This window comes from Brevibacterium sanguinis, from assembly GCF_039528855.1.
GTDB classification, from domain to species: domain Bacteria; phylum Actinomycetota; class Actinomycetes; order Actinomycetales; family Brevibacteriaceae; genus Brevibacterium; species Brevibacterium sanguinis.
In genome coordinates this window covers 118,181-140,631 of sequence record NZ_BAAAMB010000009.1, presented here as the reverse complement: position 1 = coordinate 140,631, position 22,451 = coordinate 118,181, and the positions used below count along the sequence as shown (strand labels likewise).

The 22,451-nt window shown below is 71.1% G+C and carries 20 protein-coding genes and 1 pseudogene; 11 read left to right on the top strand and 10 right to left on the bottom strand.

Going from position 1 to position 22,451, the window contains the following annotated elements:
* Positions 1 to 995 (top strand): annotated as a pseudogene (locus ABD154_RS10985) (hypothetical protein); the annotation flags it as partial.
* On the top strand, positions 992 to 2,449 hold the full coding sequence (locus ABD154_RS10980; protein WP_344251292.1) for a DUF5719 family protein: 1,458 nt from the start codon (positions 992 to 994) through the stop codon (positions 2,447 to 2,449). The pseudogene ABD154_RS10985 and the gene ABD154_RS10980, both read left to right, overlap by 4 nt.
* Before the next feature lie 58 nt (positions 2,450 to 2,507).
* On the opposite strand, the gene ABD154_RS10975 is transcribed toward ABD154_RS10980, so the two are convergent.
* The gene (locus tag ABD154_RS10975; protein WP_198498384.1) at positions 2,508 to 2,876 is read right to left on the bottom strand and encodes a metallopeptidase family protein; all 369 of its coding nucleotides are present in this window, start codon (positions 2,874 to 2,876) and stop codon (positions 2,508 to 2,510) included.
* Between the two features lie 174 nt (positions 2,877 to 3,050).
* On the opposite strand from ABD154_RS10975, the gene ABD154_RS10970 reads away from it, so the two are divergent.
* The 3 genes from ABD154_RS10970 to ahcY all read left to right on the top strand — a co-directional run bounded on the left by ABD154_RS10970 (position 3,051) and on the right by ahcY (position 6,359).
* Entirely contained in the window at positions 3,051 to 3,365 is a 315-nt protein-coding gene (locus tag ABD154_RS10970) for a DUF3499 family protein (RefSeq protein WP_232623550.1), read from the top strand.
* Positions 3,366 to 3,397: 32 nt separating this feature from the next.
* The gene (locus tag ABD154_RS10965) at positions 3,398 to 4,828 is read left to right on the top strand and encodes a phosphohexomutase domain-containing protein (protein ID WP_344251291.1); all 1,431 of its coding nucleotides are present in this window, start codon (positions 3,398 to 3,400) and stop codon (positions 4,826 to 4,828) included.
* A gap of 70 nt (positions 4,829 to 4,898) precedes the next feature.
* Complete coding sequence (gene ahcY / locus ABD154_RS10960) at positions 4,899 to 6,359, top strand: adenosylhomocysteinase (protein ID WP_344251290.1); 1,461 nt, start codon at positions 4,899 to 4,901, stop codon at positions 6,357 to 6,359.
* A gap of 81 nt (positions 6,360 to 6,440) precedes the next feature.
* On the opposite strand, the gene ABD154_RS10955 is transcribed toward ahcY, so the two are convergent.
* A complete protein-coding gene (locus ABD154_RS10955; RefSeq protein ID WP_344251289.1) occupies positions 6,441 to 7,289 on the bottom strand; it encodes an RDD family protein in 849 nt (282 codons plus the stop codon).
* Between the two features lie 80 nt (positions 7,290 to 7,369).
* Here ABD154_RS10955 and ABD154_RS10950 point away from each other — a divergent pair, with 80 nt between their 5' ends.
* A complete protein-coding gene (locus tag ABD154_RS10950; RefSeq protein WP_344251288.1) occupies positions 7,370 to 8,368 on the top strand; it encodes a stage II sporulation protein M in 999 nt (332 codons plus the stop codon).
* Between the two features lie 74 nt (positions 8,369 to 8,442).
* Here the strand turns inward: ABD154_RS10950 and ABD154_RS10945 are convergent, their stop codons facing one another.
* The 5 genes from ABD154_RS10945 to ABD154_RS10925 all read right to left on the bottom strand — a co-directional run bounded on the left by ABD154_RS10945 (position 8,443) and on the right by ABD154_RS10925 (position 13,817).
* Positions 8,443 to 9,729, bottom strand: a complete 1,287-nt coding sequence (locus ABD154_RS10945; RefSeq protein WP_344251287.1) for a DUF58 domain-containing protein — start codon at positions 9,727 to 9,729, stop codon at positions 8,443 to 8,445.
* On the bottom strand, positions 9,730 to 10,650 hold the full coding sequence (locus ABD154_RS10940) for an AAA family ATPase (protein WP_425546728.1): 921 nt from the start codon (positions 10,648 to 10,650) through the stop codon (positions 9,730 to 9,732).
* Between the two features lie 175 nt (positions 10,651 to 10,825).
* Positions 10,826 to 12,061: a DUF4350 domain-containing protein gene (locus ABD154_RS10935; RefSeq protein WP_344251286.1), complete on the bottom strand. Its 1,236-nt coding sequence runs from the start codon at positions 12,059 to 12,061 to the stop codon at positions 10,826 to 10,828.
* Entirely contained in the window at positions 12,058 to 12,765 is a 708-nt protein-coding gene (locus ABD154_RS10930; protein WP_344251285.1) for a DUF4129 domain-containing protein, read from the bottom strand. Before ABD154_RS10930 ends, ABD154_RS10935 begins: the two co-directional genes overlap by 4 nt.
* Positions 12,762 to 13,817 carry a hypothetical protein gene (locus ABD154_RS10925; protein ID WP_344251284.1) on the bottom strand — a complete coding sequence of 352 codons (1,056 nt, stop codon included), beginning with the start codon at positions 13,815 to 13,817 and terminating at the stop codon, positions 12,762 to 12,764. The genes ABD154_RS10930 and ABD154_RS10925 overlap by 4 nt, the downstream gene beginning before the upstream one ends.
* A gap of 79 nt (positions 13,818 to 13,896) precedes the next feature.
* Here ABD154_RS10925 and mtrA point away from each other — a divergent pair, with 79 nt between their 5' ends.
* The 5 genes from mtrA (at position 13,897) to hpf (ending at position 19,535) form a co-directional block, all read left to right on the top strand.
* Positions 13,897 to 14,577, top strand: a complete 681-nt coding sequence (gene mtrA / locus ABD154_RS10920) for an MtrAB system response regulator MtrA (RefSeq protein WP_198498395.1) — start codon at positions 13,897 to 13,899, stop codon at positions 14,575 to 14,577.
* Positions 14,574 to 16,346, top strand: coding sequence for an MtrAB system histidine kinase MtrB (gene mtrB / locus ABD154_RS10915; protein ID WP_344251283.1), 1,773 nt, complete (start codon positions 14,574 to 14,576; stop codon positions 16,344 to 16,346). The genes mtrA and mtrB overlap by 4 nt, the downstream gene beginning before the upstream one ends.
* Positions 16,343 to 18,067, top strand: coding sequence for an LpqB family beta-propeller domain-containing protein (locus tag ABD154_RS10910; protein WP_344251282.1), 1,725 nt, complete (start codon positions 16,343 to 16,345; stop codon positions 18,065 to 18,067). Before mtrB ends, ABD154_RS10910 begins: the two co-directional genes overlap by 4 nt.
* A gap of 9 nt (positions 18,068 to 18,076) precedes the next feature.
* The gene (locus ABD154_RS10905; protein ID WP_344251281.1) at positions 18,077 to 18,787 is read left to right on the top strand and encodes a ComF family protein; all 711 of its coding nucleotides are present in this window, start codon (positions 18,077 to 18,079) and stop codon (positions 18,785 to 18,787) included.
* Between the two features lie 67 nt (positions 18,788 to 18,854).
* Positions 18,855 to 19,535 carry a ribosome hibernation-promoting factor, HPF/YfiA family gene (hpf, locus tag ABD154_RS10900; protein WP_344251280.1) on the top strand — a complete coding sequence of 227 codons (681 nt, stop codon included), beginning with the start codon at positions 18,855 to 18,857 and terminating at the stop codon, positions 19,533 to 19,535.
* Between the two features lie 107 nt (positions 19,536 to 19,642).
* On the opposite strand, the gene ABD154_RS10895 is transcribed toward hpf, so the two are convergent.
* From ABD154_RS10895 to ABD154_RS10885, 3 genes are all read right to left on the bottom strand, one after another.
* Positions 19,643 to 20,683: a DUF418 domain-containing protein gene (locus ABD154_RS10895; RefSeq protein WP_344251279.1), complete on the bottom strand. Its 1,041-nt coding sequence runs from the start codon at positions 20,681 to 20,683 to the stop codon at positions 19,643 to 19,645.
* A gap of 67 nt (positions 20,684 to 20,750) precedes the next feature.
* On the bottom strand, positions 20,751 to 21,404 hold the full coding sequence (locus tag ABD154_RS10890; protein WP_344251278.1) for a response regulator: 654 nt from the start codon (positions 21,402 to 21,404) through the stop codon (positions 20,751 to 20,753).
* On the bottom strand, positions 21,401 to 22,451 hold a 1,051-nt coding region (locus ABD154_RS10885; RefSeq protein WP_344251277.1), incomplete at its 5' end, for a sensor histidine kinase. The genes ABD154_RS10885 and ABD154_RS10890, both read right to left, overlap by 4 nt.

Here is a 22,451-nt window from a genome sequence, read left to right as displayed (position 1 = left end):
GCCTCGGCGTCGATTTCGTCCTCGTCGACGAGGACGACGCCGCGCTGCGCTCCTCCGTGGCCGCGGCGACCGGTCTCGTCGAGGTCGGACCGACGGAGGCGGGTGTGCTCTGGAACGTCGACAAGCCCTCCAGCGGCCGCTTCCTCGTCCGCGAACCCGACGGCACGCTGTCGACGGCTCCGCGCTCCGGGGAGACGATCGACATCGCGCCCGGCGCGGACGGCCGCACGCTCGTCGTCGCCGAAACCGCCCACGGGATGACGGCGAGCATCGACGGGGAGGACCTCCCGCGCCCGGCCGAGCCGGATCAGGCGTGGGATGAGGAGTTCACCCTGCCGGCCGCCGGCGGCACCGTCGAGCTCGACGATTCGTCACCGCTGATGACGACGGGAGTCATCGCCGGCTGGGTGCTCGGACTCCTCTGCCTCATCGTCGCCCTGCCCATCGGCAGTCGCCGCCCCACCCCGAACCGGACCGTGCGGCGCGGCGCGCCGGTGACCGCTCGAGGGGAATCCAGGACCGCGGAACAGCCTGAGAGCGTGGAAGAGTCCGGGACCGCGGATCGGCCGGAGGCCTCGGAACAGCCTGAGACCGTGGAAGAGTTCGGGACCTCGGACCAGGCTGGGTCCTCGGATCAGCCCGGGACCTCCGCGGACCCGCAGCCGGCTGCCATGACGCGCCGCGGTCGGCGTGCGAAATCAGGCCGCCGCGCAAAGTCAGGCCGCCGCGCTGAATCAGGAAACCGCGCGACGACCGCACCGCAGCACGGGGAGTCGACACCGGACGCTGAGCGCCCCGACCCAGAGGGCACCGCACCAGAGGGCACTGCACCAGAGGGCACCGCGCCACATCGCACCAGCCCTGAGGACACCGAGGCAAAGGGCGCCCACGCTGAGGGCACCCACCCAGACGACACCCCAGCACGGGACGGCTCGTCAACTGACGGCTCGTCGGCTGACGGTGCCGCATCGGACAGGTCGGAGGAGAGAGCATGAGGCTCGGCCGCAGCACCGTCACATTCGCAGCGATCGCCGTTCCCGGCATCCTCATCGCCACGACGTCGTTCCTCACCCCGCTGCCCGCGGGCACGCTCAGTCGCAGCCCCGAACAGGTGCGCATGCCGACCGCGGACACCCAGGTGATCTGCCCGGGACCGCTGCTCACCGACCAGGCCGCCGAGGGCACCGACGCCGAGTTCGTCGACGATTCGAACGTCAGCACCCGCGTCGTCTCCGCGACCGCCCCGATCAGCGCCGCCGACGGCTCCGTGAGCGCCTCCCGCCTCCAGGTGGCCACCCTCGGCGGGTCTCCGGACTTCGACAACCCCGCATCAGGAGGATTCGTCTCCGGCGACGACCAGGTCGAGAACACGAAGATCATCACCGGCTTCGCCCGACCCGGTGCCCCCGCCCTGACGACGGCGCTCGAGACCGTCGAAGGCACCTCCGGGGACCTCACAGGGCTCGCCACCCTGACGTGCGCGGCACCGGCGGCGAACTTCCGGATCGTCGCCGGATCGGGTGAGGCGGGATCGAACTCGCAGCTGCTTCTGAGCAACCCCGGCAGCGTCCCCGTCCAGGCCCAGGTCCAGGTGATGACCCCCTCGGGATCGCGGGGCGAGCCGACCGAACTGAGCATCCGCGCCGGCTCCCAGCGGGCCGTCCGCCTCGCCGGACTCGCCGCGGGCGCCCCCGAACTCGCCGTCGACGTCTCCGTCGACGGGGGAGTGCTCGCCGGGTCGATCCAGGAGACGAAGCTCGACGGCCTCACCCCGCAGGGCATCGACCTCGCCGCCCCGGGGGCTCCGGCCGCGAACCAGCAGGTCCTCACGGGACTCGACGGCAGGAGCGTGCGCGTGCGCGTGGCCAACCCCGGTGATGACCTCGCCGAGGTGGCCCTCAAGGCCTACGGTCCCGACGGGGAGGTCGACATCCCCCGGTCGGCGCTCACCGTCGTCGCCGGGGGCGTCGCCGAGGCCGACCTCGGCGAGCTCGCCGCCACGAGCCTCGTCCTCGATTCCGACCAGCCCGTCCAGGCCACGGCATCCGTGGCGACGAACCCCGACGGGGGAGCGGGCGACTTCGCGACGATCACCGCCACCGAAGGCCTCGCCGACGCTCAGCTCATGGCCCTGCCGCGGACCGGGACCGCGCAGCTCTTCCTCTCCCCGGGGCAGGGGCAGGTGCAGGTCAGCGGCATGCTCGACGACGGCAGCCTGACCGACCCGCGCGTCGTCGACCTCAACCCGACCGCGACGACGACCCTGGCCCCGGCCGAGGTCTCCGCCGAGGCGGTGCGCGCCCTCGTCATCAGCGGACAGGGTGCTGCCGGGGCAGCGGCCGACGGCGTCCACGCGAGCCTCCTCGTGACCTCGGACTCCGGGGTCTCTGCGGTCATGCCCGCGCCGGCCCCGGCCGGCGTCGCCTACCGCGACATCCGGCTCGACTGAGGAGCCGTCTCCGACCTGACTGAGGATCCGACCCCGACTCCGTCGGAGACTGCGACGGTCAGCCCTGCGCGCCGCGCAGCAGGGCGACCTGGTCGGCGATCACCTCGGCGATGAGGGTCTCCCGCGTCCCACCGAGGCTGTGGTATTCGATGGGCCGACGGTAGAGGACGATGTGCGTGCGGCGCTGCGGGGTCGCGGGGAACACCCGACCGAAGCTCGGCTCCGTCGACCCCGGCGGGGGGACGACATCGATGGCGAGGACCACCTCGGCGAGGAGATCGGGCTCCTGCTCGCGGTGCCGGGCAAACTCCTCGGCGGCGACCCGCGCGAAGGACTCCGCCCGGGTCGCGCGCGCGGGCACATCCGCGCGGAAGAGAGAGGACCGCAGGCCCCGTCCATGCCGGTCCCGGCGGCGTCTGACGTTCATGGTCGATGATTCTACCGAGACCGCTGTGACCGGTTGCGGAGGAAACCCGCAGAACTCGCCCGCCGCTCGGCCCGGCCACCGGGGAACGGGCAGCGGCAGCGTGTAAAGTGAACGACTGTGTCAGCCTTGCGAACGTGCTCGAAAGTCAGCTGCTCGCGCAGCGCCTCCGCGACCATGACCTACGTGCATGCGGACGCGTGTGTCGTCGTCGGTCCCCTCGCCCGCCGCGCCGAACCCGGCGCCCACGACCTCTGCGCCGATCACGCCGCCCGCCTCACCCCGCCGGTGGGCTGGGAGCTCATCCGCATCGGTGCGACCGAGGAACCGCCGGAGCGCACCCATGACGATCTCCTCGCGATCGCCGACGCGGTGCGCGAGGCAGCCGCGACCCCCGCACCCGGAAGCCGGCCGCGGGCCGTCGACGCCGATTCCGAGGCCGACACCGGACAGGGCCGCCGTCACGGACACCTGCGCATCATCGGCCCGTGAGCGCCACTGACGAACTCCACGAAGGACACTCCATGACCCTCGCCACCTCCCGTGCCCGTGCCCTGGCCACCGCCGTCGGCGCCTACGACATCCGCGGGAGGATCCCCGACGAACTCGACGACGACATCCTCTTCGCCCTCGGCTGGGCCACGGCGACCGCGATGGCGGAGATCCACGGCAGCACCGAGGTCGTCGTCGGCCATGACATGCGCCCGAGCTCCCCGGGATTCGCCGGGGCCTTCGCCGCCGGCATCGCCGCCGCGGGCCGGCGTCCGGTCCTCCTCGGCCTCTGCTCGACCGACCAGCTCTACTACGCCTCCGGGATCTTCGACCTGCCCGGGGCGATGATCACCGCCAGCCACAATCCCGCCGACTACAACGGGATCAAGATCTGCGGACCCCGCGCCGGCGGAGTCAGCCTCGACTCCGGACTCGGACGGATCCGCGACCTCGCCCCCGACGCCCCGGCACCCGATCCGGACGCCGCCCCGGTGCCCGTCGACGAGGCGGCGGCGACGATGCGGAGCAGCTATGCCCAGCGCATCCGTCAGCTCACCCACGTCGACGCCGTGCGCGGTCTGCGCGTCGTCGTCGACTGCGGCAACGGCATGGCCGGTCGGCTCCTCGACGAGGTCTTCGGCACCGCCGCGGGACTGCCCGAGCTCGACCTCGACGTCATCGGCCTCTACACCGAGCTCGACGGGACGTTCCCCAACCACGAGGCCAATCCCCTCAAACCCGAGAACCTCGTCGACGTCCAAAGGGCGGTCGTCGAGTGCGGCGCCGACCTCGGGCTCGCCTTCGACGGCGACGCCGACCGGTGCTTCTTCATCGACGAGACCGGGGCGACGCTGTCGGCCTCGGCCGTTGGGGCCCTCGTCGCCGAACGCGAGATCGCCCGCGCCCGGGCCGCCGGCGTCGAGACGCCCGCGGTCATCCACAACCTCATCACCTCCCGCAGCGTCCCCGAGGCGATCGCCGCCGCCGGCGGCCGCGCGATCCGCTCGAAGGTCGGCCACTCCGGCATCAAGACCCTGATGCGCGAGGAGAGCGCGGTCTTCGCATGCGAGCACTCCGCGCACTTCTACTTCGAGGAGTTCTACGGCGCGGATTCGGGAATGCTCGCCGCGTGTCACCTCATCACTGCTCTCGGCGACGCCGGCGGCCTGGCCTCCAACCTCGTCGCCGCCTACGACACCTACCGCCAGTCGGGGGAGATCAACTTCACCGTCGCCGACCCCGATGCCGTCCTCGCCGCCTTCGCCGCGGCCGCCGCCGACTTCGGTCCCGGGCGCATCGAGGATCTCGACGGGATCAGCTTGCAGGGCGAGGACTGGTGGGTCAACCTGCGCAAGTCGAACACCGAACCGCTCGTGCGGCTCAACGTCGAAGCGCCCGACGAGGCGCGCGTGCGCGAGCTCACCGACCTCGCCACCGTCATCGTCTCCGGCCGGGCCGCCTGAGCCCGCCGCACCGACCCGCAGCCGCACCGACTCTCAGCCGCACCGACACCCCACCGCACAAGGAGGCACCGTGCTCGAACCCACCGACTTCCAGGTCGCCGATCTCAGTCTCGCCGAGGCGGGTCGCCATCAGATCCGGCTCGCCGAACGCGAGATGCCCGGCCTCATGGCCCTGCGCGAGGAGTATGCGGAGCAGGCACCGCTGGCCGGGGCCCGCATCGCCGGCAGCCTTCACATGACGGTGCAGACGGCCGTGCTCATCGAAACGCTCGTCGCCCTCGGCGCGCAGGTGCGCTGGGCGAGCTGCAACATCTTCTCGACCCAGGACGAGGCCGCGGCTGCCGTCGTCGTCGGACACGGCACCCCCGAGTCCCCCGAGGGCGTGCCCGTCTTCGCGTGGAAGGGCGAGTCCCTGCCGGAGTACTGGTGGGCCGCCGACCGGATCTTCGACTTCGCCGAGGGACCCAATCTCATCCTCGACGACGGCGGAGACGCGACGATGTACGTCCTCAAGGGCGCCGCGGCCGAAGCGGCCGGGCGCGTGCCGAGCGCAGCCGAGGACGACCCCGAGGAGTACAAGGCGTTCCTCGCCCAGCTCGAATCCGCGATGACCGCGGCACCCGGGCGCTTCACCGCGCTGGCCGCCGGCATCCGCGGGGTGAGCGAGGAGACGACGACCGGAGTCAACCGGCTCTACCGCCTTGCCGAGGCCGGGGAGCTGCCGTTCCCCGCGATCAACGTCAACGACTCCGTGACGAAGTCGAAGTTCGACAACCGCTACGGCATCCGCCATTCCCTGCCCGACGGGCTCAACCGCGCCACCGACGTGCTCATCGGCGGCAAGATCGCCGTCGTCGTCGGCTACGGCGACGTCGGCAAGGGCGCCGCCGAGGCGCTGCGCGGTCAGGGTGCGCGTGTCGTCGTCACGGAGATCGACCCCATCTGCGCTCTTCAGGCGACGATGGACGGCTACCAGGTCGCCCTCCTCGACGATGTGGACGCCGAGGCCGACATCGTCATCACGACGACCGGCAACACCCGGGTCGTCGGCGTCGAGACGCTCCAGCGGCTCAAGCCCGGTGCGATCGTCGGCAACGTCGGGCACTTCGACGACGAGATCGACCTCGCCGGCCTGCGTCGCCTGCCCGGGGTGTCGACGATCGAGATCAAGCCGCAGGTCCACCAGTGGACGGTGCCCGTGCCCGCCGAGCTCGGACTCGACCGGGAGACGACGGAGATCCTCGTCCTCTCCGAAGGCCGCCTGCTCAACCTCGGCAATGCCACGGGCCACCCGTCGTTCGTCATGAGCGCCTCGTTCAGCAACCAGGTGCTCGCCCAGATCGAACTGTGGGACTCGCACTCCGACTACGACAACTCGGTCCACCGGCTGGCGAAGGAGCTCGACGAAAAGGTCGCCCGCCTCCATCTGCCCGCCCTCGGTGCGCGCCTGAGCGAACTGACGAAGGAGCAGGCAGAGTACATCGGCGTCGACGTCGCCGGACCCTTCAAACCCGACCACTACCGGTACTGAGACGCCGGTCACCGGCAGCGCGCCGAGTGGCGGCGACGCAGCCTCTTCAGGGGCGGACGTCAGGCGCCTTCGCGGCCGTCGTCAGCCGCGGTGCTCTCCCTGCGCGGTCCCGGCACGCAGCCGCAGGCCGTGCGGCAGATGATCGATGCCGGCGCGGAACTGCTGTGCCTGGACACCTCGGCGCTGCTGCTTCGCGGCTTCGGTCAACCGCTGCCGATGGGCGATCGCGGAGAGGAACTGCTCGGGCAGGGTGCCCTCCGGCGGGGCGGGGGCGACATGGGGATTGAGCTCCGTGGCGAGTTCGACGGCCCGCTGCCACCGTGACTCATGCCCGAGGTTCGGGGCGATCGCGAGGAACGCGACGATGCGCCGGTGCAGTCCCGTCGGCACCGCGGAGACATCGGTCTCGCTCAGCCACTGCGCGAGCTGCGGGGCGACGTGGGTGGTGACCGGCGGGGGTGGGCTCGTGCGTTCGCTCACCGCAAGCGTCCCGGCCAGATAGTCGCCGAGGCGCTTGGTCTGCGGTGAGACGAGACCGGAGAGCGCGGCGAGGCCGCCGCCGGTCGCGAGCACCTCGAAGGGCCACAGGAGCGCGCGGATGACGGCGTGCCGCACCCGGATCGCCCCGCCGTCGTCGCGGACGATGCGCAGACCGAGGATGAGCTTGCCGACCGACCGGCCCTTCGTGAGCACCTCGACGAGCATCGGCAGGAGGACGAAGACGCTGATGCTCATGATCGTCATCACCGATCCGAGGATGAGGGTGTTGACCTCGAGGATCCGCAGAAGCAGCCAGAACATGCCGATGAGCAGACCGATGTTGACGAGGGTGTAGAGGAGCCAGTCGATGGCGCAGCTGAGCGCCCGGGCGGCCAGTGCCGCCGGCTGGACGCTGAGTTCGACGGCTTCGCCGGTCACGAGAGTGCTCACCCCACCATCCTGGCACACCGCGGCGGTCGCCCGCCTGCGGCACAGACTCCTGCCGGTTCCCGATCGTCTAGGGTGGAGGCATGGATCCGAACCTGCTGGCCGAGATGCACGGTGAGAAGTGGCGGGAGCTCGCGGACCTCGCGAAGCGCAATCGGCTCGATCCGGCGCAGGCACAGCGCTTCCTCGACCTCTACCGGGCGGCGTCGAAGGATCTCTCCCAGATCATGACGGTCGCCCCCGACTCGCTCGAGGCGGCCCGGCTCTCGGCGATCGTCCACCGGGCGCGGAACCACCTCTCGTCGGTGCCCGCCGGCGGTCTGTCCGGCATCGCCCGCTACTACGCCATCGCACTGCCGCTGTCGATCTACCGGCTGCGCTGGGACTTCGTCGTCATCGCCCTCGCCTTCCTCGCCGCCTCGGTGCTCGCCGGAGTGTGGGCCGGCACCCACCCGGAGGTCCTCGACACGTTCGGCGACTACGAGTACCGCCGGCAGTTCGCCGAACAGGACTTCGTCGAGTACTACAAGGAGAACCCCAACGGCTTCTTCGCCATCGGCGTGTGGACGAACAACGCGTGGATCGCTGTGCAGTTCGTCCTCCTCGGCGTCACCGGCGTCTTCGTCCTCCAGGGTCTGTTCCTCAACGCCGTCAACGTCGGGTTCTCGGGGGCGATGATGTTCGAGTTCGACCGCGGCGCCGACTTCTTCCTCTACATCCTTCCCCACGGCATCCCGGAGATCAGCTGCATCCTGCTCGCCGCGGCCGCCGGCCTGCGGCTCTTCTTCGCCTGGGTGATCCCCGGCCCGCAGCTGCGCCGCACGAAGCTCGCCCGGGAGGCCCGCTCTCTCCTCGTCGTCGCCGGGGGACTCGTCATCATGCTCTTCCTCTCGGGGCTCATCGAGGGCTTCGTCACGCCCAATCCGCTCCCGCCCGCGCTGAAGATCGCGATCGGCGTCGCCTACACGGCCGCCATCGTCGTCTATGCGGGAACGCTCGGGAGACGGGCCGCCCGGGCGGGGCTCTCGGCGGACCTCGAGGACCATGAGGCCGGCTACGCGATCGTCGCCACCGACCGGTGACCGCGCCGAGGCAGCATGGCAGTCAGTCGCCGAGGCGATGGGGCAGCCCCGCGCCGCGGCGGTGGGGTTGCGGCTCAGAGCCGGCCGGTGGCCTTGAGTCCGATGTAGAGGTCGGCGAGGGCTCCGGGCAGTTGTTCGGGGGTCGCTGCGACCGAATCGACGCCGATCCCGCGCAACCGGGCGCGCAGGGCCTCCACCGTGAGGAGCTCGGCGGCGGCCGCGGCAGCGGTGTAGACCTCGGTGGCGTCGCCGCGGCGCGCGGCGAGGTCGTTCAGGTCGGGGTCGGCGACGGAGGCGACCACGACGCGGTGGCGGTTCATCAGGGTCGGGAGGACGGGGAGGATCTCCTCGGCCACGGTCGCCTCGTCGAGGGCGGTGATGACGACGACGAGGGCGTGCTGTCGCGAGGTCGCGAGCACGCTGCCGGCGATCTGCTCCCAGTCGGCGTCGTAGAGCTCGGGGTGGACGGGAGTGAGCGCGACGGAGAGGTCGTGGACCGGGTCGGAGGAGCGGTGGCTCGAGGCGGTCGCGCGCACCCGGGCATCGGCGACGATGACGTCGACGCGGTCCCCGGCCCCGGCGGCCAGCGCCGTGAGCAGGAGCGCGGATTCGAGGGCGGCGTCGAAGACCGTGCCCGCGCCCCTGCGGCGGGCCGCGAGCCGCGAGGAGTCGACGACGATGACGACCCGGCGATCGCGCTCCGGGCGCCACGTCTTGACGATGAGGTCCTGGGCGCGGGCGCTGGCCCGCCAGTCGATCGACCGGACGTCGTCGCCGTCGACGTAGTCGCGCAGGGAATCGAACTCGGTGCCCATGCCGCGGATCATCACCGCCGACCGCCCTTCGAGCTCCCGCAGCTTCTGCATCTTCGACGGCAGCTCCCGACGGGAGACGAAGGGCGGCAGGACCCGGATCGCGGCGGGGACGTCGAAGCTTCGCTGCCGCCGGACGAGACCGAGGGCCGTCGCCGTGCGCAGCGTCACCTGATCGGCGGCGAGGGCACCGCGCCTGCGGGGCGTGAAGACGGTCGTGATCTCCCGCGTCTCACCGGGATCGAGGGTGAGCGCGGTCCGCGTGCGGTGGGCACCGGCGCTCGGGGCCCACGCGTCGCGCACCGAGAGCCGGATCCGCCGGGGCGAATCGTTGACGAGGGTGAGCGTGGCCGTGGTGTCCTCGCCGAGGCGGACCATCGGCCCCGGCGTGCGCTGGAGGCCGATGAGGCGCGGGGCGGGAGCGAGCCGCCAGTCGACGAAGGCGACGACGGCGATGACCCCGGCGATGATGAGCGCGCTCGTCCACCCCGGGACGAGCATGACCGGCACGATCCCGAGGAGGGTGAGGAGGAGCAGACGGGAGGTCATTCAGCGGGGGACCTCGGTGGTCGCGACGATCGAGTCGAGGACCTGGCCGACGCTCAGTCCGTCCATCTGCGCCTCCGGGCGGAGGATGACCCGGTGGCCCAAGGTCATCGGCACGAGGAACTTCACATCGTCGGGGGTGACGTAGTCGCGACCGGCCAGCCAGGCCAGGGCGCGAGCGGCGGCGAGCATCCGCGTCGCCCCGCGGGGTGAGACGCCGAGGGCCAGGGACGGCGCCTGCCGGGTGGCGCGGGCGAGATCGACGATGTACGTGATGATCTCCGGTGCGATGTGGACGGTCGCCACCGCCTGCCGGGCCCGGGCGATCATGTCGCGGTCGAGCACGGGGCGCAGCCCCGCGACGTCGAGGCGGCCGGCGTCGAAGCCGTGGGCGTGCCGGTCGAGGATCTCGAACTCGCGGTCGCGGTCGGGCAGGGTGAGGACGAGCTTGAAGAGGAACCGGTCGAGCTGGGCCTCCGGCAGCGGGTAGGTCCCCTCGTACTCGAGGGGGTTCTGGGTGGCGGCGACGATGAACGGCTCGGGCAGGGCCCGGGAGCGACCGCCGACGGAGACCTGATGCTCCTCCATCGCCTCGAGCAGGGCCGACTGCGTCTTCGGCGGAGTCCGGTTGATCTCATCGGCGATGAGGACGTTCGTGAAGACGGGCCCGCTGCGGAACTCGAAGTCCGAGGTGGCCGCGTCGAAGACGAGCGACCCGGTGACGTCGGAGGGCATGAGGTCGGGGGTGAACTGGATGCGCGTGTGGTCGAGGTCGACGGCCGTCGCGAAGCTGCGCACGAGCAGGGTCTTCGCCACCCCGGGCACGCCTTCGAGGAGCACATGGCCCTGGCACAGCAGGGCGAGCAGCAGACCGGTGACCGCGTCGTCCTGTCCGACGACGGCCTTGCCGATCTCACCCCGCACCGCGGCGAAGGCCGCCGCGAGCGGGTCGGCGGGAGCCTCGGCCGGTGCCCGGCCGACAGGAGCGTCNNNNCGTTGGCCTGGCCGTTGGCGGCCAGGTGGTCGTTCGGGGTGTCCGGCCCCGGCGCGGCCGGAGGCACACCCGGGGGAGTCGAGGGGCGCGCAGGGTGGCTGCTGGTCATGGGATCTCGCTTTCGATCGTGTCGATGAGGTCGACGACCTCGGTGAGTTCGCGGTCGGTGGCGGGGGCGGCGGTGGCGAACGCCCAGGTCACCTGCGTGGGATCGCGACCTGTGGCGCCGGCGACCCGGGTGAGGAGGACGTCGCGGCCGACCTCGGGACCGAGCGCGAGTCGCGCGGCGATGCGCAGCAGCGCCGCGGTGCGCAGCGCATGGAGGGCCCCGGCGCGGTCGCGACTGCGCTCAGCCAGTGCCGCCCGGCCGAAGACGGTCTCGACAGCAGGCACGACGACGGGCAGGCGTTCGACGGCGAGCGGTCCGAAGCGGCGCCCGAGGACGAGGAGGAGAACGAGGAGGCAGGGGACGAGCCAGGCTGCGCCGGCGAGGAACCAGCTGGGCACGAAGTCGATCGTCGACGGGGGAGGAGCGACATCGGTGCCCTCCCGCGGGTAGTAGACGACGAGGTTCGGAGTCTGCGACAGCGTCGAGAGGGACAGCGCCGCATTGCCGTCCTCGTCGATCTCGCCGTTGCTCAGCCAGCTGCCGTTGCCGAGGACCGTGAGGGGGACGTCGCCGCCGTCGTCGACGACGAGCTGCCCGGCGGGGTCGCCCGGGTCCGCGATGATTCCGGGTCCGGTCTGCGGGTAGCAGATGCGGATCTGAGGGTCGCCGGGCTCGACGGCCGCGTAGAGGCTCTCACCCGTGCTCACGTCGCCGGCCGCCACGGCTGCGGGAATCCGACACGCAGGCGCGGACACGGGATCGGGATCGGCCAGCGGGGAATCGGAGACGGCGGTGGTGAGCCGATCGGTGAACGCGCCGAGGCTGACGTCGGGGTCGACGAGGACGAGCCGGTTGCCCTCCTCGCGCAGGGCCGAGGTCAGCCCGTCGACATCCCCGGGACTGAGCACGTCGGCACCGGCGGGGATGAGCAGCGTCGTGTCGGGTCGGGCACTCGCCTCCCGGGCGGCATCGAGGCTCTCGGTCGTCACCACCTCGGTGCCGTGGTCGCGCAGGGTCTCGACGAGGGCCTTCATCCCCTCCCGGCCCACCCCGTCGTAGTGGAGCGGGTCCTCCGGGGCGCGGTCACTGGTCATGAGCAGCGTGGCGATGACGGTGATGAGGACGACGACGGCGCCGACGATCCACACCCCGGCCGAGCGCAGCCGGGCGCTCAACGGCACGACCGCGGTGCTCACGGTGCCGCGGGTGGCGACATCGATCGCCGCGCTCATCGTCGTCCCGCCTCGGCGGTCAGGGTCCCGGAGGGGTCGCCGCTCCGGGCGGGTCCGCCGCGGTGGGCGGGGAGGGCCTCGAGCTCGGCGTCGAGGGCGAGGAACTCGGCGTAGACGCCGGCGAGGTCGGTCGGCCCGAGCTCGTCGTCGGGTCCGAACATGAGGTCGTCGAAGACGCGTGAGACCCGCCGCAGGGCGGTCGCGTGCGCGGGCAGGGCAGTGCCGGCGACGCGGGTGATCTCATTCGCCGTCTGCGCGGCTTCGAGGTCGATGACGTGCTTGAGGCCGAGGACGGCGAAGATCGCCCGGGCCTCGTCGATGACCGCGGTCCGATGATCGCCGCGCTCGTGGGCGGCTCGGGCGCTCTCCCGCCACGGTTCGGGGCGCGGGGAGGTCACGACGGCGTCGAAGGCCGCCAAGGGCATCCGGGCCCGCCGCAGACCGAGGCGCCGCACCCGCCAGACGATGAGTCCGATGAGCACCGCGACTGCCGCGACGACGAGGAGGAGCAGCCACGGCGAATTCCCTCCCAGCGCCGCGGAGAGGAGCGCGGCCCAGACATCGCCGAGCCAGCGCCCGAGCTGTTCGAGCGGTGTGAGGTCGTTCTCCGCGTACTCGCTGCGGCTGAGTTCGCGGTCGATCCACTCGCGACCGGTGTCACGGTCGATGACCCCGGAGGCGGCGGCGACGATGGGCGGGATCATGACGCGGCCGCCTCCTCGGTGCGGATGACGACGAGGTCGAAGCCCTCGCTGCGCATCCGGGCATCGAAGTAGCTCACGCACACGAGGCAGGAGAAGTAGCCGTAGAGGACGGCGGAGGAGACCGCGGTGAGGGCGAGGACGACGGCACCTGCGGTGATCGCGATCGCCGCCATCATTGTCGTGTCCCCGCCGGAGGTCGAGAGGACCGCGGTGAGGACGATGGTGACGACGAAGACGAAGGGCGAGATGACGAGCTGGATGAGCTGATTGGCCAGCAGGTACCCGAGTCCGAGCTGGCCGAGGGTGCGCCAGAAGCCGCTGCCGGTCAGCCGCCACGAGCGGGCGAGTGCGCCGCCGATGCCTGCGTCCTCGGCGGCGATCGCCGCACCGGTGAAGGCCAGACGCAGGTTGAGCCAGACGACGGCGAGCACCCAGACGCCGAGGAGGAGGAGTCCGATGACACCGCCGATGATCGGGGCGCCGAGGAGGCCGGCGGCCACGGCGGGGCCGCCGAGCAGCGCCAGCAGCACGGTGTCGATGCCGGTGATGAGCAGGGCCGCCCCGACGAGCCTGAGGCGGCGTCCGGTCAGGGCGCGCCAGGCCGCCGTCAGCGTCGTCCGCCGCGCCCCGAAGGAGTTCTCGGCTCCGGGGGCGAGCAGACCGGCGAGGAAGTGGACGAACCCGAGGCTGAGGAGGCCGAGGACGAACGACCCGAGCTGCGCCAGCAGCGCGAAGCCCGACATCGCCTCGTCGTCGGCCATGACGTCGGCGAGGAACGGCAGGAAGGTCAGCGTCAGCGCCGTGCCCGCCGCGGTCAGCGCCAGCGTGCCGAGGGTGACGACGATGAGGGGGGCGCCGATGGCCAGGGACGGGATGAAGCGGAGCAGGCGGAAGCCGGTGTCGAGGACCTCGAAGAACGTCAGGGGACGCTTGGGGAGGATGCCGCGGGGAAGCGGCGGTCGCCACGGCGAATGCCCCGGAGACGGACTGCGGGGCTGCCACCGGCCGGTTTGCCAGTCGACCTGCGAAGTCCATGCGTTCGTTCGTCCCATTGCAGACAATCCTGCCACGGATGGCCGACACCGGGTGTCCCGGTCGAAACTTCACATGACTTTAAGCGACAATGGAGGTATGAACGCTCGTATCCTCGTAGTTGATGATGACACGGCTCTGGCCGAGATGATCGGAATCGTGCTCAAAAGTGAGGGCTTCGAGCCCTTCTTCGCCGCGACCGGCGACCAGGCCTTCGATGAGTTCCAGAAGGTGGGACCCGACCTCGTGCTCCTCGATCTCATGCTGCCCGGCAAGGACGGGCTCGAGGTCTGCCGGGAGATCCGCGACGTCTCCTCGGTGCCGATCATCATGCTCACCGCGAAGTCGGACACCGTCGACGTCGTCCTCGGTCTCGAATCCGGCGCCGACGACTACGTGCCCAAGCCGTTCAAGCCCAAGGAGCTCATCGCCCGGGTGCGGGCGCGCCTGCGCATCTCCGAGCCGCAGGCCCCCGAACTGCTCACCGTCGGCGATGTCGTCGTCGACGTCGCCGGGCACACCGTGACGAAGGGCGGGGCGCCGATCTCGCTGACCCCGCTCGAATTCGACCTTCTCGTCGCCCTCGCCCGCAAGCCCTGGCAGGTGTTCTCGCGTGAGACCCTGCTCGAAGAGGTGTGGGGCTACCGGCATGCCGCCGACACCCGGCTCGTCAACGTCCACGTCCAGCGCCTGCGCTCGAAGATCGAACGCGATCCGGAGAAGCCGGACATCATCGTCACCGTCCGCGGGGTCGGGTACAAGGCGGGCCGAGCGGCGTGAACCCCACCTCCGCCGTGCGCGGAGCCCTCCGCACCACAGCGAACGGACTCACGAGCCTCTGGGCGTTCATCCGCCGGTCGTTCAGCTACTCCCTGCAGGTGCGGATCGTCGTCCTCACCGTCATCCTCACCTCGGTGGCGATCTTCGGTGTCGGCACGTACATGTCCCAGCAGATCTCCCGCGGGCTCTTCGACAACCGGCTCGACTCCCTGTCGAAGCAGGCGGCGACGATCGTCGCCGAACTGCGCAGCGTCGCCCCCGCCGACGGGCAGGCCGTGACCCAGGAGAACCTGTCCTCCCAGCTCTCCTCGATCTTCAACCGCTCGACCGGCTCGGTCTACGCGCTCACCCTGCAGCCGCGGGACCCCAACTCGTCGTTCTCGACGATCAGCGTCGGCATGGACTCCTCAGCCGAGTCGACCGCGGAGATGCCGGTGAGCTCGGACCTGCGGGAGGCGATCGGGCAGGCGCCGACCGATGACATGCTCTACCAGTCGGTGAGCCTGCCGGGCGGACAGGGGCCGGGCCTGCTCATCACGCAGGAGCTCACGGTCCCCGGCGCCGGGCAGTTCCAGCTCTACTACCTCGGCGATCTGACCGAACAGCAGAACACCCTCGACTTCGTCCAGCGGTCGATGCTCGTCGCCGCCCTCGTCCTCGTCGTCCTCGTCGGTGCGGTCGCATGGATCGTCACCCGCCTCGTCGTCACCCCGGTGCGCACCGGTGCGGAGGTGGCCCGCCTCATCGCCGACGGCGACCTCGACGAGCGCATGCCCGTCCACGGCAACGACGAGATCGCGGTGCTCGGGGAGAGCTTCAACGACATGGCCGACACCCTCCAGCATCAGATCCAGCAGATGGAGCGGCTCTCGGTGCTGCAGCGGCAGTTCGTCTCCGACGTCTCCCATGAGCTGCGGACCCCGCTCGCGACGATCCGCGCCGCCGCCGACCTCATCTACGATGCGCGCGACGACCTCGATCCGGTGACCGCCCGCAGCGCCGAGCTGCTCAACTCGCAGGCCGAGCGCTTCGACGCCCTCCTCTCCGACCTCCTCGAGATCTCCCGCTACGACGCCGGGGCCGCAGCGCTGGTCGCCAAACCCGTCGACGTCGGCGCGATCGTCACCTCCGTCGTCGAGACCGTCTCGATGATCGCCGACCAGATGTCGACGCACATCGTCGTCCATGCCCCGTCCTCACCGGTCATGGCCGAGGTCGACCGGGTGCGGATCACGCGGATCATCCGCAACCTCGTCGTCAACGCCATCGAGCACGGCGAGGGCAAGCCGATCGACGTCTACGTCGCCTCGAACGCCGAGGCGGTGGCCGTGAGCGTGCGCGACCACGGCGTGGGCATGAATGAGGAGCAGGTCGAGCACGTCTTCGACCGGTTCTGGCGCGCCGACCCCGCCCGCAAGCGCACCCTCGGCGGGTCCGGCCTCGGCCTGGCGATCTCGCTCGAGGACGCCCACCTCCACAGCGGCTGGCTCCAGGTGTGGGGCAACCCCGGGGAGGGCTCGTGCTTCCGGCTGACGCTGCCGCGCCGCCCCGACCAGGAGATCACCTCGTCGCCGCTGCCGCTGCCGCCGCGGGACGCGCAGATCCGCGGCTCCGCGCTCGTCGCCGGCCCGATGTCCTCCGACGGCTCGGTGCGGATCCAGACCGGGTCGATCCCCATCGTCGTCGAAGCCGATCTCGCCGAGGCGGTCCCCGACCGCAGCGAACTCGCCGAGGCCGAGGAGAGCGAACTGCAGAAGGGAAGCTCATGAGACCGTCGACAGTCCGGATGCGCGTGGTCACGATCGTGCTCGCCGTCTGCGCGAGCCTCGCCCTGACCGCGTGCTCCTCGATTCCCACGACCTCGCCCGTCGGACACCTCCCGGCGGCATCGAACGAGGCCGCCGCCGGCAGCGCGCGGACCCCCGATGGGCCGAAGCCCGGTGACAGCGTCGGGGAGATCGTCCGCGGGTTCCTCGCCGCCGGCGCCGGGACCGGCAACAACTTCGCCGTCGCGAAGTCGTTCCTCACCGAGGCGGAGGCCCAGGAGTGGAACCCGCTCGCCTCGGTGTCGGTGCTGCCCGGCGACACCGACCTCGACTCGCTCAACTACGAGGTCACCTCCGACCAGAAGACGCTGACGATGTCAGCTCCCGTCGTCGGCATCGTCGACTCCTCGGGGATCTTCTCCTCGGCGACCCCGGACACCCGCTCGAACCTCGAGTTCTCGCTGCGCCAGGAGAACGGGGAATGGCGGATCTCCTCGGCCCCCGACGGCCTGCTCGTCACCCCGACGACGTTCCGCACGATCTTCCTCAGCTACTCGCTCGAGTTCTTCACCTCGGACTTCTCCTACCTCGTGCCCGACTCCCGGTGGTTCCTCCGCTCGTCGTCGACCCCGACGGCGATCATCAACGAACTCCTCACCGGGCCCGCACCCTACCTCGCCGGGGCCGTCATCACGGCTGCCCCCGACGGGGCGAAGCTCAACGACTCGAACGTCGTGACGATCGAGAACGGCGTCGCCAACGTCTCCCTCGGCAATCTCACTCCGGCGCCGACGGACCGGGAGAAGGGCCTCATCCGGCAGCAGATCGCCTCGACGCTGCGGGCCATCCCCTCGGTCTCGAGCGTCGAGCTGACGATCGGCGGTCAGGTCGTGTCCGAGAGTCTGCAGCCGAAGACGGACTCCTCCGTCCAGGTCGACGGGCCGCCGGTCGTCATCGCGAACAATCGGATCTCCCGGATCTCCGGCACCACGGTGGCCCGGGCGGAGAACAGCCCCGACCTCAGCGATGCCAAGGCCAGCGACCCGGCCGTGTCCTTCGACGATTCGATCTACGCGTACCTCGAGGACGACGGGCAGCACCTCAAGCGGCTGCGCGCGGACTCCTCGGAGTCGCGCACCGTGCTCAACGGGTCGTCGCTCGTCGGTCCGAGCATCGACCGGTTCAACTCGATCTGGACGGGCGAGCGCGACAACCAGGGCGAGATCACGGCGGTCGGCCGCGACGATCAGGTCTACACCGTCGCCGCGGACTTCCTCTCCGGCCGCACCCTGCTCGATCTCGAGGTCTCCCGGGACGGCACGCGACTGGCGGTGCTCAGCCGGCAGGGCGATCAGCCCGAGCGCATCGACGTCGTCGGCATCCCGCGCGACCGGGCGGGCAACCCCGCCGCCTCCCTCTCCGACGCCCCGCTGCAGGTCGGCTCGTACTTCTCCGGGATCCAGGACATCTCGTGGGGCGGGTCGACCTCGCTCGCGGTGCTCGCGCAGCTGCCGGGCGAGACCGTCCAGCCCTACCGGGTCCACGTCGCGGGTCCGCCCGAGCAGCTCGGCCAGCTGCCCGGCGGCGGCGACCGGATCGCGGCCGGCGAGGACGGTCGCTCGATCCTCGTGACCGGCAGCGCCGGCGAGATCTACTCGTACAACTCGAACGCGTGGCAGAAGCTCATCGACGTCACGGCGAAGGACCCCGCGTATCCGGGCTGAGTCGCTGCGATGGGGCTGCTGAGCGAGTTCTCCGATCTCTTCCTGCCGCGACGGTGCGCCGGCTGCGGGCGGGAAACCGTCTCGCTGTGCACGACGTGCCTCATGCTCCTCGGCGGCGTTCCGCGGGCGATGGAGCCGCGGTACGGGACGCTGCCCGTCGTCGGGGTCTCGGAATACAATCCGCGGGTGTCCCATATGGTGGTCAATTTCAAGGACAACGGCCGTCGGGACGTCCTCGACCCGCTCGCGCTCGCTCTCGCACGGGCGATCGTCGCCGCCCTCGACCTCGTCGGTCATCCGGGCGGACCGGTGGGCGTCGTGCCCGCACCGAGTTCGCAGGCAGCTCTCCGCCGCCGCGGAGGATCGCACACCGCGGCCCTCGCCCGCCGGGCCGGGCAGCTCGCTCCGGATCTGTCGCTCGAGGTCATCGACGTCCTCGCCGCGCGCAGGCGCCGCGACCAGGTCGGACTCGGGGCGCACGAGCGGGCGCACAATGCGGAGAACTCGCAATTCCTCATCCCGAATCCGCCCGCCCGGCGGGTGCGGGAAATCGTTGCGGAGACCGCCACGGTCATTCTCGTCGACGATTTCTCGACCACCGGCGCGACCTTGGCCGAAAGCGCAAGAGTATTAACATCGGTGCAGGTCAGACCCGCTGTTGCCGCAGTCATCGGACTCGGTCGCGGGGGCACTCGATTTGTCTCTCCCTTTACTGTATAACGGTGTTTACCCATCCAAGGGAATGGGATCGGATTCATCCGAAGAACGAGTCGCCAAAGGACCCATCATGGACATTGTTGTCACCGGACGCCAACTGACCATCTCCGACAGCTTCCGCGCGCACATCGAAGACAAGATCGCCAAAGTCGAGCAGCTCGCGCCTCGCGCGCAGCGTGTCGAGGTCCACGTCGCTCACGATAAGAACACGAAGCAGCCCGAGACGAGCGAGCGGGTCGAACTCACGGTGGTGGCGAAGGGTCCGGTCATCCGCGCCGAGGCGATGGCGAGCGACAAGTACGCCGCCCTCGACCTCGCGTGGGCGAAGCTCGTCGAGCGCTTGAGGCGGGCCAGGGACAGGAACAAGGTGTCCCGCGTCGGCCGTCATCGCAAGGAGTCGACCGCCGAGGCGCTCGCGAAGATGCCCGTCGCCGAGCCGCTCGGAGGGGCCGAGGCCGATGCCGACGCCGAGGCGACCGCATCGACCCCCGACCAGACGAACGGCCGGATCAAAGCCGAGGGCGATTCGCCCGTCGTGCTGCGGGAGAAGTCGTTCGCGGCGGCGCCGATCGGCATCGAGGAGGCGCTCAACCGCATGGAGCTCGTCGGCCACGACTTCTACCTCTTCATCGACGAGGAGTCGTCGAAGCCCTCCGTCGTCTACCGCCGCAAGGGCTGGAGCTACGGTGTCATCGCCCTCGACGAGGATCTCGTCAGCGAAGAGGCGCTGCCGGAGACGGTCGCCGACTAGGCACCGCCCGACCCGACGACGCGACCGAGGCGGCACACCCCGTGGAGGGGAGTGCCGCCTCGGCGCATGTCCGGGAGGTGGGCTGCTCAGCGCTCGGCGCGGGAGGCTCAGCGCTCGGCGCGGGAGGGGCCCCACGTGACGATGCGCCACAGACGCTCGAGCGGGCCCTGCGAGAAGAACCGCAGCCACACGGCGGAAGCGATGATCTGGACGATGAGGATCGCCGTGCACACAGCCGCAGCCGCGACGTAGCCGCCCTCGCTGTCGAGGGCCGCGAGGTCGGGGAGGAGGAAGCGGACGCCGACGAGGAGGAGCGTGGCGCCGATATAGTTCGTCAGAGCCATCCGCCCCAGCGGCGCGAACACGGCCCGGAGGACCGCCTCGGCGGGGGTGCGCATGAGGAGCATGACGACGATGACATAGCACAGGGCCATCGTGATCCCCAGCCCCGCGGTGATCCACTGATCGAGCTGGCGGGTGAGGTAGTCCGTGGTGAGGAACCCGGTGACGGTGACGGCGGCGGCGAGCCCACCGACGAGGGCGAGGCGGCCCGGGTGAGCCAGCGCCGTGCGGACGAAGTCGGTGTACCCGATCGCGAAGCCGAGGAGGAAGAGGCCGGGGATGATCGCCATCCCGCCGCCGGTGGCCACCCCGGCGATGAGGAAGAGCGCGCCGAGACCCGAGGTGATCGCCGGGAGGATGCGGGCGGGCAGCCACGTCGAGGGCAGGAGGACGACGAGCGCGGCGAGAGCGTACGGCAGGAGCGCCTCACCGGGCTGGAGGAGCATGTGGAGGGCGCCGAGGACGCCGAGGAAGAGGAAGCGGCGCAGCAGGGCGAGACGGGGGCGGGGGCTGCGGCGGCGGGCGGAGTGCCACATGATGCCGAAGCCGATGCCGAAGAGGATCGAGAAGATCGGGAAGAACCGGCCCTGGACGAAGTCCTGGCTCGCGGCGTAGAACGGGAGCGTGTCGCCGCTGCCGTCGACCGAGCTGAGTCCGAACATCGGCGGCAGATTGACGAAGATGATGCCGCACAGGGCGACGCCGCGCAGCACATCGAGGGCGGCGATCCGGCGGGGACGGGTGAGCTGGTCGCCGGTCGGCTGCGCGGAAGCGGGCACCGGCGGGGTGAGTGCGTGTGAGTTCATGGCCTCCATCCTCGTCGGGGAAGCGGCCTGGGACATCGGCCGGGCGACCGGTTCGCCGGCTCCGCCCTCAGCCGTTCGGCTGATCCATCGCCCCCGACTCCCACATGCGGGCCGCGATCTCGACTCGATTGCGGGCGCCGAGGCGGGTCTGGATGTTCCCGAGATGCGTCTTGACGGTGCCGAGGGAGATGTAGAGCTCGGCGCAGATCTCCTGGTTCGTCAGTCCCGTGGCGACGAGGGCCGCGACGTCGCGTTCGCGCTCGCTCAGGCTCTCCACCCGGTCGCGGCCGGGCCCGGCGTGCGGCTGCGCGGCCGGTGAGCGGCGGCGCAGGAGAGCGAGGGTGAGGGCGGGAGAGATGAGGGCCTCCCCGTCGACGGCGGCCTTGACCCCGGCGATGAGGAGGTCGGGTCCGGCGTCCTTGAGGAGGAACCCGCTCGCGCCCTGGTCGAGGGCGGCATCGACGTATTCCTCGTCGTCGAACGTCGTCACCATGATGACCTTCGTCATGGGGGTCAGCCGCGGCAGCGCGGAGAGTCCGTCGAGGCGGGGCATGCGGATGTCGAGGAGGACGACGTCGGGGTGCTCCCGCTTGGTCAGCTCGATCGCATCGACCCCGTCAGCACCCTGCCCGACGACGGTGATGTCGGGGTCGGCATCGAGGATGAGCGCGAAGCCCATCCGGACCATCTCCTGGTCATCGACGAGGGCGACTCTGATCATCGGCGGGGCTCCTTCGGGTGGGGCAGCGGGGTCGGTTGAATCGGTGCAGTGAGCGGGATGCGGGCGCGGACCTCCCAGCCGCCGGCGACGGGACCGGCGGTCAGGGTGCCGCCGGTGCCCTCGACCCGGTGGCGGAGTCCGATGAGACCGGAGCCGCTGCCGCGTCCGATCCCCTCGGCCCCCGGTGCGTTGGCGATCGTGAGGACGACGGCGCCGAGGCGGTCGGCAGTGATGTCGTCGGCGGTGAGTCCGATCGTCACCGGCACGGCGGTGCCCGCGTGCCGGCGGATGTTCGTCAGGGATTCGACGAGGACGCGGTCGAGGACGGCCCAGACGGGGCCGGGGACCGCCTCGGCGAGGGAGGCATCGAGGTCGACGGTCACCGCAGTGCCCCCGGCCGCGCGGAAGGCCTCGACCCGATCGAGGAGTCCCTGGCGGCCGGTCGTCACTGGGGTCCGGGCGGCAGCGGCATCGTCGTGGGTGGCCGAGACGAGGGCGCGGATCTCCTCGAGCGCGCGGGTGCCCGACTCCTCGATCTTGCCCAGCGCAGTGTGGAGGATGCCGACGTAGTCGCTGCGGGCGGCCGCCTGGGAGAGGACGACGATGCCGGTGACCTCGTGGGCGACCATGTCGTGGAGTTCGGTGGCGATGCGGCGGCGCTCGTCGGCGACGGCGGTGGCGTGGCGTTCGATGAGCGAGCGGTCGACCATCCGCAGGAGCAGGCCGAGGGCGAGGGCGGCGATGACCCCGGTCGAGGCGCCGAAGGCGAACGTGAAGCCGTCCCCGGCGGAGAAGCCGGCGGCGAGCCCCGGTGCGAGGACGGCGGCGACGGCGAGGACGACGAGCCCGGTGATCTGGAGCGGGGAGACGGCGACCCGACCGAGGACGGCGAGGACGACGAGGCTGAGCCACAGCACGGTGATGCTGATGCCGGAGCCGACGACGAGGACGAGCTGGGCGGCGACGAGGACGGCGACGACGATGAGCAGCAGGCGCGCCGTGCCCGGGCTGACCGCGGCTGCCGTGCGGGTCGTCAGCCGGGTGCGG

Coding starts and splice junctions, on each gene's coding strand:
- ABD154_RS10950 (WP_344251288.1), top strand. CDS start 7,370: ATGGATCCGAACCTGCTGGCCGAGATGCACGGTGAGAAGTGGCGGGAG.
- ABD154_RS10980 (WP_344251292.1), top strand. CDS start 992: ATGAGGCTCGGCCGCAGCACCGTCACATTCGCAGCGATCGCCGTTCCC.
- ABD154_RS10930 (WP_344251285.1), bottom strand. CDS start 12,765: ATGATCCCGCCCATCGTCGCCGCCGCCTCCGGGGTCATCGACCGTGAC.
- ABD154_RS10890 (WP_344251278.1), bottom strand. CDS start 21,404: ATGATCAGAGTCGCCCTCGTCGATGACCAGGAGATGGTCCGGATGGGC.
- ABD154_RS10925 (WP_344251284.1), bottom strand. CDS start 13,817: ATGGGACGAACGAACGCATGGACTTCGCAGGTCGACTGGCAAACCGGC.
- ABD154_RS10910 (WP_344251282.1), top strand. CDS start 16,343: ATGAGACCGTCGACAGTCCGGATGCGCGTGGTCACGATCGTGCTCGCC.
- hpf (WP_344251280.1), top strand. CDS start 18,855: ATGGACATTGTTGTCACCGGACGCCAACTGACCATCTCCGACAGCTTC.
- ABD154_RS10965 (WP_344251291.1), top strand. CDS start 3,398: ATGACCCTCGCCACCTCCCGTGCCCGTGCCCTGGCCACCGCCGTCGGC.
- ABD154_RS10895 (WP_344251279.1), bottom strand. CDS start 20,683: ATGAACTCACACGCACTCACCCCGCCGGTGCCCGCTTCCGCGCAGCCG.
- mtrA (WP_198498395.1), top strand. CDS start 13,897: ATGAACGCTCGTATCCTCGTAGTTGATGATGACACGGCTCTGGCCGAG.
- ABD154_RS10975 (WP_198498384.1), bottom strand. CDS start 2,876: ATGAACGTCAGACGCCGCCGGGACCGGCATGGACGGGGCCTGCGGTCC.
- ABD154_RS10945 (WP_344251287.1), bottom strand. CDS start 9,729: ATGACCTCCCGTCTGCTCCTCCTCACCCTCCTCGGGATCGTGCCGGTC.
- ABD154_RS10905 (WP_344251281.1), top strand. CDS start 18,077: ATGGGGCTGCTGAGCGAGTTCTCCGATCTCTTCCTGCCGCGACGGTGC.
- ABD154_RS10970 (WP_232623550.1), top strand. CDS start 3,051: ATGACCTACGTGCATGCGGACGCGTGTGTCGTCGTCGGTCCCCTCGCC.
- ABD154_RS10935 (WP_344251286.1), bottom strand. CDS start 12,061: ATGAGCGCGGCGATCGATGTCGCCACCCGCGGCACCGTGAGCACCGCG.